10 protein-coding genes are annotated in these 18627 nt (G+C 42.6%); 3 read left to right on the forward strand and 7 right to left on the reverse strand.

Annotated features, from left to right (window positions below; translation table 11 throughout):
* Window positions 1-166: 166 nt before the first annotated feature.
* The 7 genes from M9189_RS03895 to M9189_RS03925 all read right to left on the reverse strand — a co-directional run bounded on the left by M9189_RS03895 (window position 167) and on the right by M9189_RS03925 (window position 10133).
* Window positions 167-1891, reverse strand: coding sequence for a tetratricopeptide repeat protein (locus M9189_RS03895; RefSeq protein ID WP_250724749.1), 1725 nt, complete (start codon window positions 1889-1891; stop codon window positions 167-169).
* A 289-nt stretch (window positions 1892-2180) separates the two neighbouring features.
* On the reverse strand, window positions 2181-4298 hold the full coding sequence (locus M9189_RS03900; protein ID WP_250724750.1) for a prolyl oligopeptidase family serine peptidase: 2118 nt from the start codon (window positions 4296-4298) through the stop codon (window positions 2181-2183).
* 28 nt (window positions 4299-4326) lie between these two features.
* On the reverse strand, window positions 4327-4821 hold the full coding sequence (locus tag M9189_RS03905) for a hypothetical protein (protein WP_250724752.1): 495 nt from the start codon (window positions 4819-4821) through the stop codon (window positions 4327-4329).
* Between the two features lie 148 nt (window positions 4822-4969).
* The gene (gene pnp, locus M9189_RS03910; protein ID WP_250724754.1) at window positions 4970-7090 is read right to left on the reverse strand and encodes a polyribonucleotide nucleotidyltransferase; all 2121 of its coding nucleotides are present in this window, start codon (window positions 7088-7090) and stop codon (window positions 4970-4972) included.
* A gap of 285 nt (window positions 7091-7375) precedes the next feature.
* Window positions 7376-7645, reverse strand: coding sequence for a 30S ribosomal protein S15 (rpsO, locus tag M9189_RS03915; protein WP_250724756.1), 270 nt, complete (start codon window positions 7643-7645; stop codon window positions 7376-7378).
* A 95-nt stretch (window positions 7646-7740) separates the two neighbouring features.
* The gene (locus tag M9189_RS03920) at window positions 7741-9495 is read right to left on the reverse strand and encodes a glycoside hydrolase family 28 protein (RefSeq protein WP_250724758.1); all 1755 of its coding nucleotides are present in this window, start codon (window positions 9493-9495) and stop codon (window positions 7741-7743) included.
* A 146-nt stretch (window positions 9496-9641) separates the two neighbouring features.
* On the reverse strand, window positions 9642-10133 hold the full coding sequence (locus M9189_RS03925; protein ID WP_250724760.1) for a hypothetical protein: 492 nt from the start codon (window positions 10131-10133) through the stop codon (window positions 9642-9644).
* Window positions 10134-10435: 302 nt separating this feature from the next.
* Here M9189_RS03925 and M9189_RS03930 point away from each other — a divergent pair, with 302 nt between their 5' ends.
* The 3 genes from M9189_RS03930 to M9189_RS03940 all read left to right on the forward strand — a co-directional run bounded on the left by M9189_RS03930 (window position 10436) and on the right by M9189_RS03940 (window position 18592).
* Window positions 10436-14296, forward strand: a complete 3861-nt coding sequence (locus tag M9189_RS03930) for a hybrid sensor histidine kinase/response regulator transcription factor (protein ID WP_250724761.1) — start codon at window positions 10436-10438, stop codon at window positions 14294-14296.
* A 135-nt stretch (window positions 14297-14431) separates the two neighbouring features.
* Window positions 14432-16183 carry a glycoside hydrolase family 43 protein gene (locus M9189_RS03935; RefSeq protein ID WP_250724763.1) on the forward strand — a complete coding sequence of 584 codons (1752 nt, stop codon included), beginning with the start codon at window positions 14432-14434 and terminating at the stop codon, window positions 16181-16183.
* Between the two features lie 21 nt (window positions 16184-16204).
* Complete coding sequence (locus M9189_RS03940; RefSeq protein ID WP_250724765.1) at window positions 16205-18592, forward strand: glycoside hydrolase family 127 protein; 2388 nt, start codon at window positions 16205-16207, stop codon at window positions 18590-18592.
* The last annotated feature ends 35 nt before the right edge of the window (window positions 18593-18627 follow it).

Raw genomic sequence — 18627 nt, forward strand, 5'->3', positions numbered from 1 at the left:
ATAGATAAATATAATACATCATTGTCATCTATAACAAATAAACGTTGATGTTGATTAAATCTTGTGCCTAAATGCCTGTTGCCTACGTTTGAAGGTGATAGACCAGATGACAAAAAAAGAGGCTGCCGAAACCGGCAGCCTCTTAGTATCATAGTCAGTCAGGTAATTATTGAGCAATTGCCCTGAAAGTAGCGTCAGCAAAATATTTTGCAAATTCCATGTCAGTTGCAGCCTTAGCCTTGTAGCTATTGTCAAGTTCTACAGCCTTACGCAGGTTGTTGAACAGAAGGTCAGTGTCGTTAGTACGAACACCTACGATAGCCTTCAGGTAGTACTTAAGAGCTACTTCTTCAGTGTTAGCATTCAAGGTAGACAAAGCAGCGTCATAGTTGCCGGCAAGAATCTTAGCCAGAGCTGCATTGTTGCTTACGCTGTTACCGAAGTAACGAACTGCATCGTCATATTGACCTCTCTTGATAGCAAGAACTCCAAGGTTGTTGTCTAGTTCGCTTCCTGCACCTGCAGCAGCACCGAAGTATTCAGCAGCTTTATCAAGGTCATTTTCACGAAGCGCGATAGCACCAAGGTTGTTCATTACTTCAGGTTGGTTAGCCTTAACTGAGTTAGCTTTTTCGAAAGCAGTCTTGGCAGCAGCAAGATCACCCTTAGCATACAGAGCAATACCTACATTATTGTGAGTTCTCCAGTCGTTAGCAAATTGAGCAGCAGCTTTCTTGTAGATGTCAAGTTGTGCATCAACATCTTCAGTCAAAGTAGCAGCATAAAGAAGTTCTTCAACATTCAGTTGAGAAGGATCATTAGCAGCAAGATTAGAGATTTCTTCGTCAGACTTACCGATAACTTCAACGTTAACGCTCATCTTTGAACGACGCAATTGTGGAAGAATTTCGTCAGCAATCACTTTGTAAGTGTTAGCCATGTTCTTGATTTCACGTTCGCGAACTTCTGGATCAGCTTGCATTGAAAGAACTCTCAGGATAAGCTCCTTGTCCTGAATGTTGCTCTTTTCCATCAGCTCCTTGAAGCCTTCCCAGTCTTCTGGAGTGCTCTTGAGGTTGAAGAATTCAGCATTCTTTGCATCCTCTACCTTAGCAGTAGTGAATTGCTTGTTAAGATAAGTCTTAGCAGCACTTTCACGTTGAGAAGCCAGGCGAGTGTTCAAATCAACCGGACCATCAGGTGATGCATAAGATGAAATGTTAACACCCTTGAATTGCTTGTTTTCAGCAGCTTTTACTTCTTTGATGAAGTCGTTAATAGCCTTAACTTCTTCTTTGGTAAGCTCTGTGTTGCGGATGTTAGCTTGTTGAATCAGATAAAGAATTTCAGCTGTCTTTGACAGAGGAGTGATTCTTTCAAATTCATCTGCACCGATAGAAGCTTTGATACCTTTAGTTTCAACATTTGTTGAAGTTGAAATTACACCTTCAGCAATCTTGTAGTCTTCAAAAGTAACAGACTTAGTTCCCTTAGAAGCAGTGATACGAACTACAAGGTCAGAAACTCTCATGTTTTCATTGTATTCTACAGCCTGGTTGTAAGTAACTGTACCACCGTTAGCTTTGCTGATTACCTGATAGTTGCCTGTAGCTTTTTCTCCTTGTACATAGTAAGAAGGATAAGCAGTTTCGCCGCCATTATATACCAGTACCGGAGTAGCTTCTAAAGTAGCCTTAGGGTGGAAGTAGCCTGCAGGTACTCTTACAGTGATGTTAGCAGCTACCTTACCGCCGTGAGCTTCAAGAACTTCTGGGGTTACGGTATACTTAATATCTCCGGCTTCTTTTTTCATTTTCTCTAAACTGGCACAACTGCTTACCACAGCTGCTAGTGCCAGATAGGCAAAAAACTTTACTGTTGCTCTTTTCATAATTTAGCTTAATTATTTGTTTTTGAACTAATTCTTAACTCTCTCACAAATATAATAATGTTTTCAAAAATTTTAGGACCGCTTAATGCTTAATAGCTACAAATATACTCTTTCTTTACAGTAAAACTTACTGTTTTGATGCTTTCGTATTACTTTTTTCAGCCTGCACCTTCGTCCAATTTTACAACAAGTTAATTAAATATTTTTCAAGTAATAAAAAAAAACTCTATAATTTACACTTTGTCAATCAAAAGCACCCTTTTCAGGTTTGCATTACCTGTCCAAGTATCTATTTGCCGTATGTTTCACCCATATTATACAGGGTGAAGGCCCATCGGTCTGCTACTTCCTCTATCTGCATGGACAAGGGTTTGCCAGCTCCGTGACCTGCCCTTGTATCTATTCTGATCAGCACCGGGTTGTTGCCGCTATAGTTTTTCTGTAACTGAGCAATATACTTGAACGAGTGTGCAGGTACCACTCTGTCGTCATGATCTGCAGTGGTTACAAGAGTTGCCGGGAATATATCTCCCTTCGGAATATTGTGCAGGGGAGAGTAGGAGTAAAGGTAGCCGAACATTTCCTCACTGTCGTCACTTCGTCCATAGTCTCCGGCCCAGGCCCATCCTATAGTAAAGAGATGATAACGAAGCATATCCATTACTCCAACAGCAGGCAAGGCTACTTTAAACAGACCGGGTTCCATATTTGCAACTGCACCTACTAGCAGTCCTCCATTGGATCCTCCATAGATTGCAAGCTTTTCGGAAGAGGTATACTGGTTGTCAATCAGGTAGCGGGCTGCGATAATGAAGTCTTCAAAGACCCTCTTTTTGCTGAGTTTGGTTCCTGCTTTGTACCATTCATCGCCATATTCTCCACCTCCCCTGATATGGGCGTTGACATAGATACCGCCATTTTCTAGCCAAGGCACCAGTCGTGCGTCAAAACGTGGTGGATATACCACGTTAAAACCGCCATAACCATAGAGCAGAGTTGGGTTAGTTCCGTCCAGAACTATATCCTTTTTGTAAACTATTGAGATTGGTACTTTTGCTCCATCTTCAGCATCAATAAATACCATTTTTACTTCATAGTCCTCCGGATTGAAATCAACCTTAGGCTCGAAATCTTCAGTTAGTTCACCCGACTCTATATCGTAAATCAGAATCCTTGATGGGGTGGTATAAGAGGTGTAGTTGAAGTAAAATCTGTTTTCGCCCTTGGGTACTGTAATGCCTGATATGGTTGCAATACCGGGCATTTCAAGGTCTCTTATAAATTCGCCTTTATGGTTGAAGAGCTTTATTCTTGATTGTACGTCAACCATGTAGTTTGCAATGATATAGTCCTTACTTAGCGCAACTCCGGAGAGCACACCATCTGACTCGGGTATCACTTCCTTCCAGTTTTCAACCGCCGGATTGGCAGGGTCAATGGCCATCAGGCGATAACGCTGAGCGTCGGTATTGGTTAGCACAAGAATCTTACCACGAGACTTGCCTACAAAACCTGTTGCGGTATCGAAATCCGGATCTGCAAGTTTCCAGTCGCTATTTTTTTTCAGGTCTTTGATTAGGAGCCTGTTTCCATTGGTCGAGCTGCTTACATACAGGAAGAGGTAGTTGAACTCATCATCAGTCTCACCTGAAAACATGTAGCTTGGGTTATCCTTATCCTCATAAATAAGCTTATCTTCTGCCTGGGTTGTGTTGAGTTTGTGGTAAAAGAGCTTTTGATACTGGTTTGAACCAGACAATTCGCTTCCTGCTTTGGGTTCGTCATATCGACTATAGTAAAAACCTTCAGCATCCCATGCAAGGGCTGAGAATTTAACCCATTTCAGATGGTCGTCCAGGTCGGTGCCGGTTTCAACATAACGTACGAATACTTCACGCCAGTCTGATCCTCCGCTGCTTTTTTCATATGCAACATACTTTCCATCAGGTGAGATTGATGCTGAGCCCAGTGACACTGTTCCGTCTTCAGAAAAGAGGTTGGGATCTATCAGCACCTTCTCTATGCTGTCTTTTATGCTTTTAACATAAAGTACGGCATGGTTCTGCTTACCATCGTGACGGTAATAGAACAGTTTGTCACCTTTCTTTTGTGGTACACTCTGGGTTGCATAGTTCCATACTTCACTAAGTCTTTCCTTGATTGCATTGCGGAAAGGAATTTGCGCCAGAAAGTCATTGGTAACTGCATTCTGGGCTTCAACCCATTGTTTGGTAGCTTCGGAATTGGCATCTTCAAGCCACCTATAGGGATCAGGAACCTCTGTTCCAAAATACACATCAACGGTGTCGACCGTTGATGTCTCAGGGTAGGCCAGCCTCTTTGGCTGCTCATTACATGCAAAAAGCATTGGTAAAGCGATAATTGAGATAATTAGACTGTTTTTCATTTTTGAACTGCGTTATTTTGGTCAGTATTCAAAATATTCTGTTTTGTTTATTCAGGACTGCCTCCCTGATTTTACCGGTGACCCAGCCAATGATGATTCCACCAACAATTCCAAGCATTATCATACCGGTCATGTCACTAATACTAAGAAAATAGGCCGCTGCTAGTGCAATTAAGGCCCCAGCTCCAAGGCTTGCAACAATATATCTGGATAGTATCATGCCCCTTGGTATGACCCTGTGTGTATCCCTCAGATGCTTGCCTACGTCTTCAATCAGTTGCTGATATAGCTTCATCTGTGGATCATTGTCCTTCATCCATATCGGTATCTGAAAGGTCATACGGTTCAGGTCCTCAAAATAGCGTGAGCACAAGTCACAGGAGTGTCTGCTGTTTTGAAGGCAGTACATCAGACGTGGCAAGATCTCCAGACCATAATACAGGGCAGCTTCTTTTGGAGTACCATCAAGTCGTACATTCAGGATTTCAATCCATTCTTTTTTTGTGTATTCCGGGTCTGTCACTTTTAAAAGCTTTATGTGAAACACTAATATAAACGAATTATTGTATCGCCTGCAAGATTTATCGGAAAATATAAGCCTTTGCAAACGTGCAAAAAAAGGGTGCCCCGCATTATGGGACACCCTCGGATTTGCTTATTTGTGTTTCAAACTATTCGCGTGGGATAAGAGCCTTTCTTGATAGCTTAAGCTTACCTGATTTATCGTCGATTTCAATTAGCTTAACATCAATTATTTGTCCTTCCTTCAGGTAGTCTTCGGTCTTCTCAACACGCTTCCAATCTATTTCGGAGATGTGCAGCAGTCCGTCCTTACCGGGCAGAATTTCAACGAAAGCACCGAAAGGTACTATTGACTTAACCTTACCTGTGTATGTCTTGCCAACTTCAGGAATTGCAACAATACCATTGATACGGGCCAATGCCATATCGATTGCGTCCTTGTTATCGGCTGCAACACTAACGATACCTTGTTGTCCTTCTTCAGTAATAGCAATAACAGTTCCGGTAGTAGCCTGGATTTCCTGGATAATCTTACCACCGGGACCAATTACGGCACCGATCATTTCTTTAGGAATCCTGATTTCTACAATTCGGGGAGCATGAGGCTTGTAGTCGGCACGCGGTTTGTCGATAACCTCGGTAATCTTGCCAAGGATGTGCATACGACCTTCACGGGCCTGGTTAAGAGCCTTTTCAAGTACTTCGTAAGAAAGACCGTCAACCTTGATATCCATCTGGGTTGCGGTAATACCTTTTTCAGTACCGGTTACCTTGAAGTCCATATCACCAAGGTGGTCCTCATCACCAAGAATATCAGATAGAACTACATACTTGTCTGACTTGGTGTCAGTGATCAGACCCATTGCTATACCTGATACAGGGCGCTTGATCTGAACACCAGCATCCATCAATGCCAGAGTACCGGCACATACAGTAGCCATTGAAGATGATCCGTTTGATTCGAGGATATCTGATACCACACGGATTGCATATGGTGTATTATCAGGTAACATTGGCTTCAGAGCCCTGAGAGCCAGGTTACCGTGACCAATTTCCCTACGTCCTACTCCACGATATGCTTTGGCTTCGTTAGTTGAGAACGGTGGGAAGTTATAGTGAAGAAGGAACTTGTCCGTTGTGCGGTTGAGTACATCGTCAACTATCTTCTCGTCCAATTTTGTACCAAGGGTAACTGTAGTCAATGACTGAGTTTCACCACGGGTAAAGATTGCAGAACCGTGAGGACCTGGCAGACAGTCAACTTCAGCCCAGATAGGTCTGATTTCATTCATACGACGGCCGTCAAGACGGATGCCTTCGTCAAGCATAAGTCTTCTGACAGCCTCCTTTTCCACATCATGGTAGTATTTCTTTATAAGATCAGCAGGGATCTCATCTTCGTCTACACCCTCATATGTTGCTGCTACCCACTCATCAATCACAGCAGCAAAATCAGCACTGCGTTGTTGTTTGTTGGGATTTGCCTTTTTGGCAACAGCGTAGGCCTTGTCGTATGTTGCCTTCCAGATCTTTTCGCGTAGCTCTTCGTCGTTGTCTTCGTGGTTGTATTCCCTTTTTATGGTCTTACCAACCATCTCAGCAAGTTCGATCTGAGCTTTACATTGAATCTTTATATAATCATGTGCATACTTGAGAGCCTCGAGAAGTTCAGCTTCTGATACTTCCTTCATCTCGCCCTCAACCATAACGATATTGTCGTAAGATGCAGCAACAATCAGGTCAAGATCTGCATCTTTAATCAGCGAAGCAACTGGGTTGATTTTCCACTCACCTCCAATTCTTGCAACACGAACTTCTGAGATTGGTCCGTTGAATGGGATGTCGGAAACGGCAATAGCAGCTGATGCAGCAAGTCCAGCAAGAGCATCAGGGGTACTTTCCTTGTCAGCCGATATCAAAGTCACGGTAACATAAGTTTCTGCATGGTAATCATCGGGGAACAGAGGACGCAAAGCGCGGTCTATAAGCCTTGATACCAATATTTCATAGTCGGATGCACGACCTTCTCTCTTTTGAAAGCCGCCCGGAAAACGTCCGGCAGCAGAATACTTTTCCTTATATTCTACAGTTAAGGGCATAAAATCAGTACCGGGTTTTGCGTCCGGTGCTGAAACAACGGTTGCCAACAAATAGGTATTTCCCATGCGCACAACAACTGCACCATCGGCCTGTTTGGCCAGTTTACCTGTTTCAATTACTATCGACCTTCCATCGCCAAGATCGATTACTTTTTCAATTGGTTTAATCATATTTACTCACATTTTTACGCGCCAAAGATATGTAATATAAACGGACAAATAACGTCTGAATTTCCGTTAATTGCAATGAGCCAGGGAAAAATTAAAAAGTACCGGGCTTACGATTTTTATTATTTCTGTTTGGATATCCCGAATAGCACCTGTTTTAGGGAAGAACAACTTGTTGGGACTAATTATATCGTCCGTGTAAATTGTAGAGTGCAGTCTATGACCTAGGTATAAAAAAAAAGAGGCTGCCTATCAGGACAACCTCTTCTAAGATCCTTAGACGTAATATTACTTACGCAGACCTAATTCCTTAATAATTGCACGATACCTGTTGATATCAACATCTTTTAGATAGTTGAGCAGTCTACGACGTTTACCAACAAGTGATACCAATGCGTGTTCTGTGCTATGATCCTTCTTATTTGCCCTTAAGTGTTCGGTCAAATGCGAAATACGGTAAGAAAATAATGCTATCTGGCTCTCTGGAGAACCAGTATCAGTATTAGACTTTCCGTACTTTGCGAAGATCTCTTCTTTTTTCTGTTTGTCTAAGTACATAACTATACTGTTATCTGTGAATAAATTGAGCGGCAAAGTTATATTATTTTTTTATTGCTTCAAATCCCGGCAACTTTTTATTTGAAAAAACACGTTTAATTCCAAATAATTGAGCTCTTGTCCACTCCGTTTTGCAACAAAAGTTCATCCCTTAGCTTTATCCATTCGTTCTTACCAAAACCGATTTGTTGGGTTTCAGGTCCTGAGACTATTACCTGAGGCTGCCTCGCCTCAGGTTGTAAACAGATGTTATTTATGTTGACATTGCTGCAATTGTACAATGCCAGACCAGCACCTTTATCACAACTGATAATAGCATTGTCAACTATCACATTATCTGAGAACATAATTATCATACCTTTATGTCCGCTCAGATTCAGGTCTTTAAATACGATGTTTTCCAACTTTTGCTCAGGTAATCCCCTGATAATTGCAGCATAGCCTGCACTATTGCCAGTGATTCCCCTAATACTGATATTTCTGAAAACAGGAGTATCTTCTGAGAGGGGTTCAGCTTCTATTATGCTCCCACCTGCAATCAGATTATCTGCCTGAGGGGTATAGATATTATATAGCATATTAAATCTGATCAGGTCATCTACGATGTTGACCATGTCGATATCTGATATAAATATGTTCTCCACAATGCCACCCCTCCCGCGGGTACTCTTAAACCTTATACCTACGAGAGTCCCCAGGAATCGACAATCTGATACATGGACATTGCGCACCCCGCCAGACATTTCGCTTCCTATTACAAAGCCACCATGACCATGATATACAGTGTTGTTTTTAATTACTATGTTTTCAGAGGGAATGCCTCGATCCCTGCCTTCTCTGTCACGGCCGGATTTCAGACAGATGGCATCATCGCCTACATCAATACAATTGTTGTACACAAGTACATTTCTACATGACTCAATATCAATCCCATCGCCATTTTGTGCATGGTGTGGGCTGCGAACCTGGAGTTCCCTGATAACCAGATCTTCGCACCACAACGGGTGAATGGCCCAAGCTGGTGAGTTCTGAATTGTAACACCTTCGAGCAGTACTTTCTTGCAGTTCACTATACTTAGCATCACAGGTCTCAGGTAGTCTCTAATTTCCCTAAACTGTTGGATATCACTAAATGGTGGAAGGTTCTTACCCTCTGAAAGACGGTAACCCCTGGCAGCCTCCTCTGAAGGAAACCAGTACGTGCCGTTATCCTCAAGGGCTCCTCCTGAGGCCAGCAGGTCTGCCCAGTGCCATTCTCCTACCTTGCCAATCTTGACGGGTCTCCATGAGTGTCCGTTACCATCAATTATTCCACTGCCCGTAATAGAAATATTTTCTGCATCAATTGCACTGATAGGTGACTGACAGCGATATGTACTTGCACCTTCGAAGTTGCATGGAATAACCGGGTATAGGTCAAAATCAGGACTGAACCTTATTATGGCACCTGCTTCAAGATGCAGATTAATGTTGCTTTGCAATACTATCGGTCCTGTAAGCCAAATGCCTGAAGGAACAATCAGGGTGCCACCCCCTTTTTGTGCAAGATGCTCAATTGCTTTTGCGAAAAAGTCAGTATTTAGTGTTCTGGCATCAGCCACCCCTCCCATATCAGCTAAACTGACACTGTACGAAGGTATCTCAGGCTCTTTCACTTTGGGCATATCAAATTCAAGGCCCTCATAGATATAGTCAGTATTAACAGAGTCTGAACATGCATACGATATCAGTGAACACAGTATTGCCACTGTGAAAACACTTTTGATTCGTATCAAAAATAATTCTGGCTGTTGCATAAATCCCGGTCTTCCGGCATTTGTTTCCGGATAGTGTATTAATCTCTTTCTCATCCCTGCTGTTCTTCCTTACAACAAGACAGTATAAAAGTAGGAAAATGAATTTATATAAAAAGTGCTAAATGTCATCAATGCAAAAGAGGCCGACTCAGATATCAGTCTGAGCCGGCCTCCATACTTAAGTTATCTGTTGTGTAATATTAGAAGCAATACTGAACTGTTGCACCAATACGGGCATACACTTCATTTGCTACTGTTAATCGTAGTTCCGGAGCAAGATTCAAGAAGTCGTTAAGCTTGAGATTCATACCGGCACCTACGTTTAGTCCAAGCCAGGGGTCATTCAAATGTCTGGGTCGATCACCTGGTCCTGTATATTTGTAAAATGTGAAACCTATACCACCAAGGGCATAGAAGTTAAGATCACTGTTTGCGTTATAGAAAATGTAATGTCCGTCAAAATCAAGAATTGTAGAGTTGATATAATCTTGCGGGAAAACATGAGTTATTCCTAAAGAACCTTCCCATACGTCATCCAGATTGTATACTCCGTTAAAATTGAGACCAACACTGTTGAAGTAGGATGTAAAGAAAGGACCAGCACCTGCTCTGAGTCTTGACAAGTCAAAAGTCTGAGAAAATGCACTGACAGAAAACAAACTAATAAATAAAACTATACATAATCTTTTCATCTTCATTTCTTTAAATTAGTTATTAGTATTGGTTATTTAGTGCCCTAATATATTCAATTCGTTTATATCCCTACGTCTAAGTGCCATTAATTTTTTCTTATCAAATAAATCTGATTTAAGCTACAATTTTAGCAACTCTCAATAGGGGAATTGCATCTATTTATCGTCGTTATTGACCAACGGTACTACCATGGTTTTATTGTATGATAAGACTGTAGTTGTAGGATTTTATAAGTTTTATTATTTTTTTTGTAAATATTTACGATTGGTTACCTTTATAGATTCGAAGGAGGTTGTATAAAATGCAAAAACGTGGATTCGCAACATATTTTCTTACAGCGGTAATCGCTTTCATTTGTGCTGCTGTCCGCGCTGATGATCCTGTGTTTTACAACCTGAACGATATGTTTGACATAAGTCTCAGGGAGACTACTTCAGTTATTACTGACAGACATGGCTTTGTTTGGGTTTCTTCAAAGACCGGGGTTCTCCGCGCTACCGATGACAGCTATCGAAGGTATGAGATGCCTTATACTACTCCTGACGTGTTTACTCTCAAACTTGTTGCTTCTCCCAACGAGTTATATGCATACACTAATAATGGTCAGATTTTTATATATGATGAAGTAAGCGACAGATTTAAGCTTGTTCTGGACGTGCGTGATGAATTGGATATAAGATTTCTGACGGTATCCAACATGGTAGTAGATGCCAATGGCACCATGTGTTTGGCTACTAGTAGGGGGCTTATAAAGTATAATCCCATTGATCGTTCTATTCTCATGCGTTTTAGCGAGATAATGCAGGTGGAAAGGTACAGTGGTGAATCCCTGGTAGTAGCGCGCAGAGATGGATTGTATGTATTGAATAATGATGCTGTTATAACAGATACACTTATAAATACCAGATCGCTGTTTCCGCGGGTAATGAGCCTCTATTATCATGCAGATAAGGCAAAGGTCTGGATAGGAACTGAATCTTCAGGACTTTTGATTTTTGATTCCAAAGATTCGAAGCTCCACTCGGTCCAAGGGATTCCCTGGCAGCCAGTCCTTGTTATGGAGCAGGTCAGTGATACTACAATGATGATTGGTATTGATGGCCAGGGCTTATGGGAGGTACAGTCAGATACATATGAAATTATCAATATATATAAGTATGATATAGATCGTAAAACATCGCTGAGCGGTAACGGGGTTTACGATATTCATATGGATAAAGAAACGGGCCGCATCTGGGTCTGTACTTTTGGGGGCGGGGCTTCTTACTTTAGCAGGGAACTCTTGCCTGTGCAGTTGATCAATCACATTCCCAATAGTCCTAATTCTCTGACAAACAATGAGGTTAATGAGGTGCTTGAAGATGCAAAGGGAAATCTATGGTTTGCCACATCCAACGGCATAAGCCGTTGGAATCCTGTTACAGATACATGGACATCACTGTATCAGAATCATAAGGATCATGCTGAAGTTTTTCTTTCACTATGCGAAGATGCTGACGGTAATATCTGGGCGGGAACTTATGCATCCGGAGTTTACCTGCTTGACGGTCGCACAGGAAGGGAATTGGCCCATTTTCATACAGACAGGGGGACTCATGATTTCAACAATAACTTTGTTTTTGATATCTACAGGGATAGCAGGGATAATATCTGGATAGTTGGAGTACGTGGGGATATAATGTGCTATGAATGGAGTACCCGCACATTCCGTAATTTCGGTGAGTATTCGGTACATGTAATCAGGGAACGATCAGAGTCGGAAATGATTCTTGGTGTTCCTCACGGACTGAGTCTGCTGGATACGAGAACAGGCAATACTGAGATCCTGCTTTCCGGCTATCTGGTACATGATCTCTTTCTGCTGGGAGACGACGTATGGATGTGTACTGTTGGAGGCGGACTGGTAAGGTTCAATCTTAATACGAGGGAGGTCATGCAGTATACTTCGGAGGCTGGACTTCCTTCCAATTTCCTAAACTCAATAATCTATCTCAACGGATCTTTCTGGTTGGGTACCGAGAATGGCGTATGCCGTTTTGATCCCGGAACAGCTCAGGTTGAAACCTTCCCTTCGGGGAGAAATCTTTCCGGGATGTCGTACAATAGGGGTGCGGTATCAATCAAAGTTGACGGGCAACTTATATGGGGAACCAATCAGGGCGCGGTTTTATTTGATCCTTCCAGGGTTTCACAGTCCAATTCGAAAGGCAAGATCTATGTACAGGATATTTTGGTGTTGGGACAGTCAATACGCACTGGTATCAGTGGAGGAATCACAATTCCTGTAGATAATATCAGAAACCTTGAACTGAATCATATTCACAACTCACTCAATTTTGAGGTGCTGCCCTTGGGAGAAGTATTTGGAGCAAGGTTTTCATGGTTTCTTGAAGGCATAGATGAAGATTGGAGTACTCCATCGGGCAACAGAACGATGAACTATACCAACCTTCCTTCAGGTACGTATAAATTACATATCAAGATGTACGATAACTCCCTGTCCACCCTTATCGACCAGAGAATTATCACCATAGTAAAGCACCCACCTTTCTGGGAGTCCCCATGGTTTCTTGTAATTGTAAGTTTTGTGCTCTTAAGTGCCTTTTATTTTTCACTCAAGTATCATATTAACCTGATTACCCAACTACACTCAGAAGAAAAGATCAGATTTTTTGCAAATACTGCGCACGACATGAGATCCTCGCTAACACTTATAAAGGCGCCAATAGAGGAACTTAGCAAAGAGAACCTGAGCGACAAGGGAAAACGCTTCCTTGACGTTGCCCGGGATCAGGTGGCCGTATTAAGTGCTGTAATTAGTGATCTTATGGATTTCCAGAAAATCGATGTTGGCAAAGAAAGGTTGGTACTTAAGAAGCTTGATCTTCCCGGATTCTTCAGGAAAAGGATTGCGATGTTTGATACCCTTGCTTTATCTGGTGGGCTGGAGATTAGCTTCAAGACCAATGTAGAGGAATACATTAGCTCCATTGACGAGGGCAAGATGGGTAAGATTATTGATAACCTGTTGTCAAATGCTATCAAGTACTCTTTGCGAGGAGGTCAGATTGAAGTAATTTTCAATGGAGAGTCTTCGGGTTGGAAACTCAGTGTCACAGACCATGGTATGGGTATCAGCAAAAATGCCCAGAAACTGCTATTCAGGGAGTTTTACAGAGCTGATAATGCAGTTAACTCAAGAATCGTTGGTTCCGGAATAGGTTTGCTAATTACCAAGAAGTACGTTGTACTTCATGGTGGAAAGATTAGCTGCGAAAGTGAACTAAATAAGGGTAGTACTTTTACAATTTCCATTCCTTATAGTAATGAAGTAACCGAGATTGCTGCAGGAGAAGAGCGTAAAGTAAGTATTATAGCCCAGGAAGAGGATCAGGAAAAGAGTGCCGGCAGATATAGTGTTATGATAGTTGAAGATAATAGGGATCTGCTCGATTTCCTTAAGGAGGCTCTGGAGGATGAATTCACTGTTATGACGGCTGGTGATGGCATGGAGGCTCTGAAGATAGTTGAGGAGAAACAGCCCGATCTGGTTGTTTCTGATGTAGTAATGCCTAACATGGGTGGCTTTGAGTTTTGTAAGGCACTAAAGTCTGATTATGAGACCTCTCATATTCCGGTAATTCTGCTTACTGCATTGTCAGACAGGGCTGATCAGATGCGAGGTCTTGGACTGGGTGCGGACGACTACCTGATCAAGCCTTTTGACAGCACCTTGCTCAAGCAGAAAATAATCTCAATTATCAACAACAGAATCAAACTTAGGGATAAGTTGCTGATGCTGGTAAAGGACGAACTTGACGAACCTATTCTCAGTAATGAGCTTAACGACAAGTTTGTCAAAAGAGCATTGAAAGTTGTCAAGGACAATATGTCTAATCGCGACTTCAATAAGGAATCCTTTGCTTATGAGATGAATGTAAGCTCATCTCTGTTGTACAAGAAAATAAAGAGTCTTACCGGACAATCTCCCACTGACTTTATACGGGTGATACGACTGACCCATGCTTATGAACTGCTGAAATCACAAAACCTTACAGTTACTGAGGTCAGTGAGCTATGCGGTTTTTCAAGCATAGGCTATTTCAGTACAGTATTCAGAAAGTACTATGGCAAAGCGCCTTCTGACATACCCAAATCCTGAGCATTATTCAATATTTCAAATTGTTTATCTGAAAGTGATAATAATACTATAGGTTATTAGGTAATTTTAAGTTTGACTTCCGTTTACTATCGAAATGTTCAATATCTATTGATAACCCATACTAATGTAGAAGAAATGAAAGAACACGTAACTGCTTATGTACAAATGGGGAAGCGCAGTCTAAGGTTTGGAACCCTGCTGCTTTCCGCTTTATTTGTTGCCGGTAATATGTATGCGGCTAAACCCAAACAGGCCAAGGCCCCTGTTTTTACAAAGTTTGTTTATCAGGGCAATGACCAGGTCTACAATGATAACCCATTGAATGAAGGTGAATTCTACAATCCCATTCTTCAAGGTTGTTATCCTGACCCTGCTATTGTAAAAAGGGGTGAAGACTACTTCCTGGTTGCTTCATCTTTTTCAATGTTCCCGGGAGTACCCATCTTTCACTCTAAAGACCTTGTCAACTGGAAGCAAATAGGTCATGTGCTTGACAGGAAATCCCAACTTAAGGTAGGCAGATCAGGAATTGCAGAGGGAATCTATGCTCCAGCGCTTGCCTATAATCCTCACAATGAAACTTTCTATATGATCACTACCCAGTTTGCCGAAGGAATGGGTAATATAGTGGTTAAGACCAAGGACCCATTTCAGGGTTGGAGTGATCCATACCAACTTAAGTTTGATGGTATTGACCCAAGTTTATTCTTTGATGATGATGGCAAGGCCTATGTAGTACATAATGATGCTCCTGCATGGGGGACAGCCAGGTATCAGGGGCACCGTGTTATCAAAATCTGGGAGTATGATGTTGAAAACGACCAGGTAATTGAAGGTACTGATCAGGTTATTGTCAATGGTGGTGTAAACATTGAAGAAAAACCCATCTGGATTGAAGCTCCTCATATTTATAAGAGACATGGCAAATATTATCTGATGTGCGCTGAAGGTGGAACAGGTGATTGGCACAGTGAAGTAATCTTTGTTAGCGACAGCCCCAAAGGTCCTTACGTTCCTGCTCCTTCCAATCCTATTCTTTCTCAAAGGTATCTGCATCCGGACAGAGCCGATAAGGTTGACTGGGCTGGTCATGCTGACCTGGTAGAAGGACCTGATGGCAAGATGTATGGTGTGTTCCTTGCTATTCGTCCAAATGAAAAGGGAAGGGTAAACACAGGTCGTGAAACCTTTATACTGCCTGTTGACTGGAGTGGTAAGTTCCCTGTATTCGAGAATGGTCTTATTCCTATGAAGCCGGTGTTAAAAACACCTGAAGGGGTTGTTAACAAAACCGGTCAGGAAGGCTTCTTTCCGAATGGTAACTTCACATTTGAAGAAAACTTCAAAGCAGTTAAGCTCGACTACAGATGGATTGGTATGCGTGGACCAAGGGAAGACTTCCTTACTATTGTAAAGGATGGTGCTCAAATCAAACCCTTCTCTGCTAATATCAAGGCTGTAGCGCCCATCTCAAGCTTGTTTCACAGACAACAACACAGAACTTTCACTGCAACAACCACTGTTAAGTACAAACCTGAAAGTTCTAAAGACCTTGCCGGATTGGTCTGCTACCAAAGTGAGAAGTTCAACTATGTATTTGGTATTACCAAAAAGGGTGACAAGACTATTATCGTGCTTGAACGTACAGCTGCCGGAAAGTCTACCATAGTAGCTTCAGCTGAAATCAGTTACAAAGATGCAGTTACCCTTCAAGTTGATGCCAAGGGCGACGACTACAGGTTTAATTACTCAGTTGACGGAGTAAACTTCGAGAACCTTGGTGGTACTGTGTCGGGAGATATTCTATCAACTGATGTTGCAGGTGGTTTTACAGGTAGTTTGATAGGTCTTTATACTACATCAGATAATGATGCGGTTGTAGAATAAATAGGTGAAAAGAAAATAATTATGAAAAAAACAATATTTTATCTGTCTTTGGTACTGGTACCGATGGTAGCAGGATGTGCCGCTGAAGGTGTTAAACCTTCGGAAAAGCTGCAGGCTTTTCCTCTTTCTTCGGTCAGACTGGCTGATGGTCCTTTCAAACATGCATCTGAGGTTAACGACACGTATGTGCTGTCACATAATCCCGACAGGCTGCTAGCTCCCTTCCTCAAGGATGCTGGTTTGCAACCCAAGGCTGAAAATTACGGAAACTGGGAGAGTATGGGTCTTGATGGGCATACCGGCGGCCATTATCTCAGTTCACTGGCTCTGATTGCTGCATCCGAAGGTAATCGTGAAGCCTACGAGAGACTTGACTACATGCTTGATGAATTGGCCAGATGTCAGGAAGCCAATGGTAATGGCTATGTAGGAGGTATTCCAGGTGGAAAAACAATGTGGGAGGAAATCAGGAATGGCAATATTAGAGCCAATAATTTTGGTCTGAATGACAGGTGGGTTCCCCTCTACAATATCGACAAACTCTTTGCAGGTCTTATTGATGTGTGGAACCACACTGGTAATGAGAAGGCCAAAAAAATACTTATTGGTCTTAGTGACTACTTTGTCGGTGTGTTTGGCAATCTGAGCGATGAGCAACTGCAGGATATGCTGAGATCCGAGCATGGAGGTCTTAACAAGGACTTTGCCGACGTATTCCAGATTACAGGTGATGAGAGGTACATGGTTATGGCTCAGCGACTTTCTCACAAGTTTATTCTTGATCCATTGCTTCAGGGTGAAGACCGACTTTCTGGTCTGCATGCCAATACCCAGATACCTAAGGTTATCGGTTTTATGACTATTGGTGAGATGAGTGGCAACGAGGACTGGAAAAGGGCTGCCGATTTTTTCTGGCATACAGTAGTCAACAATCGTAGCATTAGCATTGGTGGTAACTCAACCTATGAGCACTTCCACCCTGCAGATGACTTCTCTTCAATGGTTGATTCACGTCAGGGACCTGAGACATGTAACACATACAACATGCTGAAGTTGTCAAGGGCACTTTATCTGAGCAGTGGTAACCTTGAGTACATTGACTATTACGAAAGGGCTATGTACAACCATATCCTGAGTTCACAGCACCCCGAACATGGTGGTCTTGTGTACTTTACGCCGATGAGACCTCAGCACTACAGGGTTTACTCTAACCCTGGTGAGACATTCTGGTGTTGTGTAGGATCAGGTATTGAAAACCATGCCAAGTATGGCGAGTTAATCTATGCTCACGACAGGGAGAATTTGTATGTCAACCTCTTTATCTCATCAGAACTTATCTGGGCAGAAAAGGGTGTAAAGGTAAGCCAGGAAACATGGTTCCCAGAAGATGCAAAGAGTACTCTTACAATTAATCTGGAGCAACCCTCTGAGTTTACCGTGTTTGTGCGTCATCCTCGCTGGAATGACAAGGCTCCTCTGACAGTAAAGGTTAATGGTCGCAAGGTCAGGGGCTCAAGTGCTCCGGGTGAATACTTTGCAGTAACCCGCGAATGGAAGGATGGTGACAAGATAGAGATCAGTCTGGATATGTACGCCTATGGTGAATACCTGCCAGACAACTCACCATATATGTCAATACTCTATGGTCCTGTGGTACTTGCAAGTAGTGACGGTGATTACAGACTTGACGGTCTTGTAGCCGATGGCAGCCGCATGGGTCACGTGGCCCATGGTCCGCTTGTGTCACGCGAGGATGTTCCCGTAATGCTTGCCAGTGAAGGAGACTGGGACGGCAAGCTGGTTCCCGTTGAAGGCAGTCCTCTGACCTTTAAGGCCAGCGGACTCTTCTATCCAGAGCCGGAAGGGGGTATCGAACTGATGCCTTTCTACAGGGTTCACGATGCAAGATATACAGTGTACTGGAATGTGACTACCAAGGAAGAGTTTGATACCATGAAGGCTGAGATTGAAGAGAGGGAAAAGGCACTGCAGGCTCTCGAAACTGCTACAATAGATTTTGTACAGCCTGGACAGCAACAGCCTGAAACTGAGCATAACTTCAAGTCTATGGATTCAGAAAACGGCGTTCACCAGGATCGTCACTGGAGACATGCAAGAGGCTGGTTCTCTTACGAACTGAAGGACTCAGACAAAGAGGCTGCCATATTGAGAATTACCTGCTTTGGTCAGGATGGTGGCCGCAATTTCGATATTTTGATGAATGGGAAGCTGCTGGCTACAGTCAATCTTGACGGTAGTAAGGGAGACACATTCGTTGATATGGACTTTGAAATTCCGGCAGAAATTCTGGCTAGTAACAAAGATGGTAAGTTCGAAGTAAAATTCGTTGCCCATCCTGGTTCGATAGCCGGAGGTATCTTCGGAGTAAGACTTATGAGAAATAACTGATACAACAACCGCTTTGGTAATACCGACCGGATTTC

Source organism: Xiashengella succiniciproducens (genome assembly GCF_023674465.1).
GTDB lineage: Bacteria > Bacteroidota > Bacteroidia > Bacteroidales > Marinilabiliaceae > Geofilum > Geofilum succiniciproducens.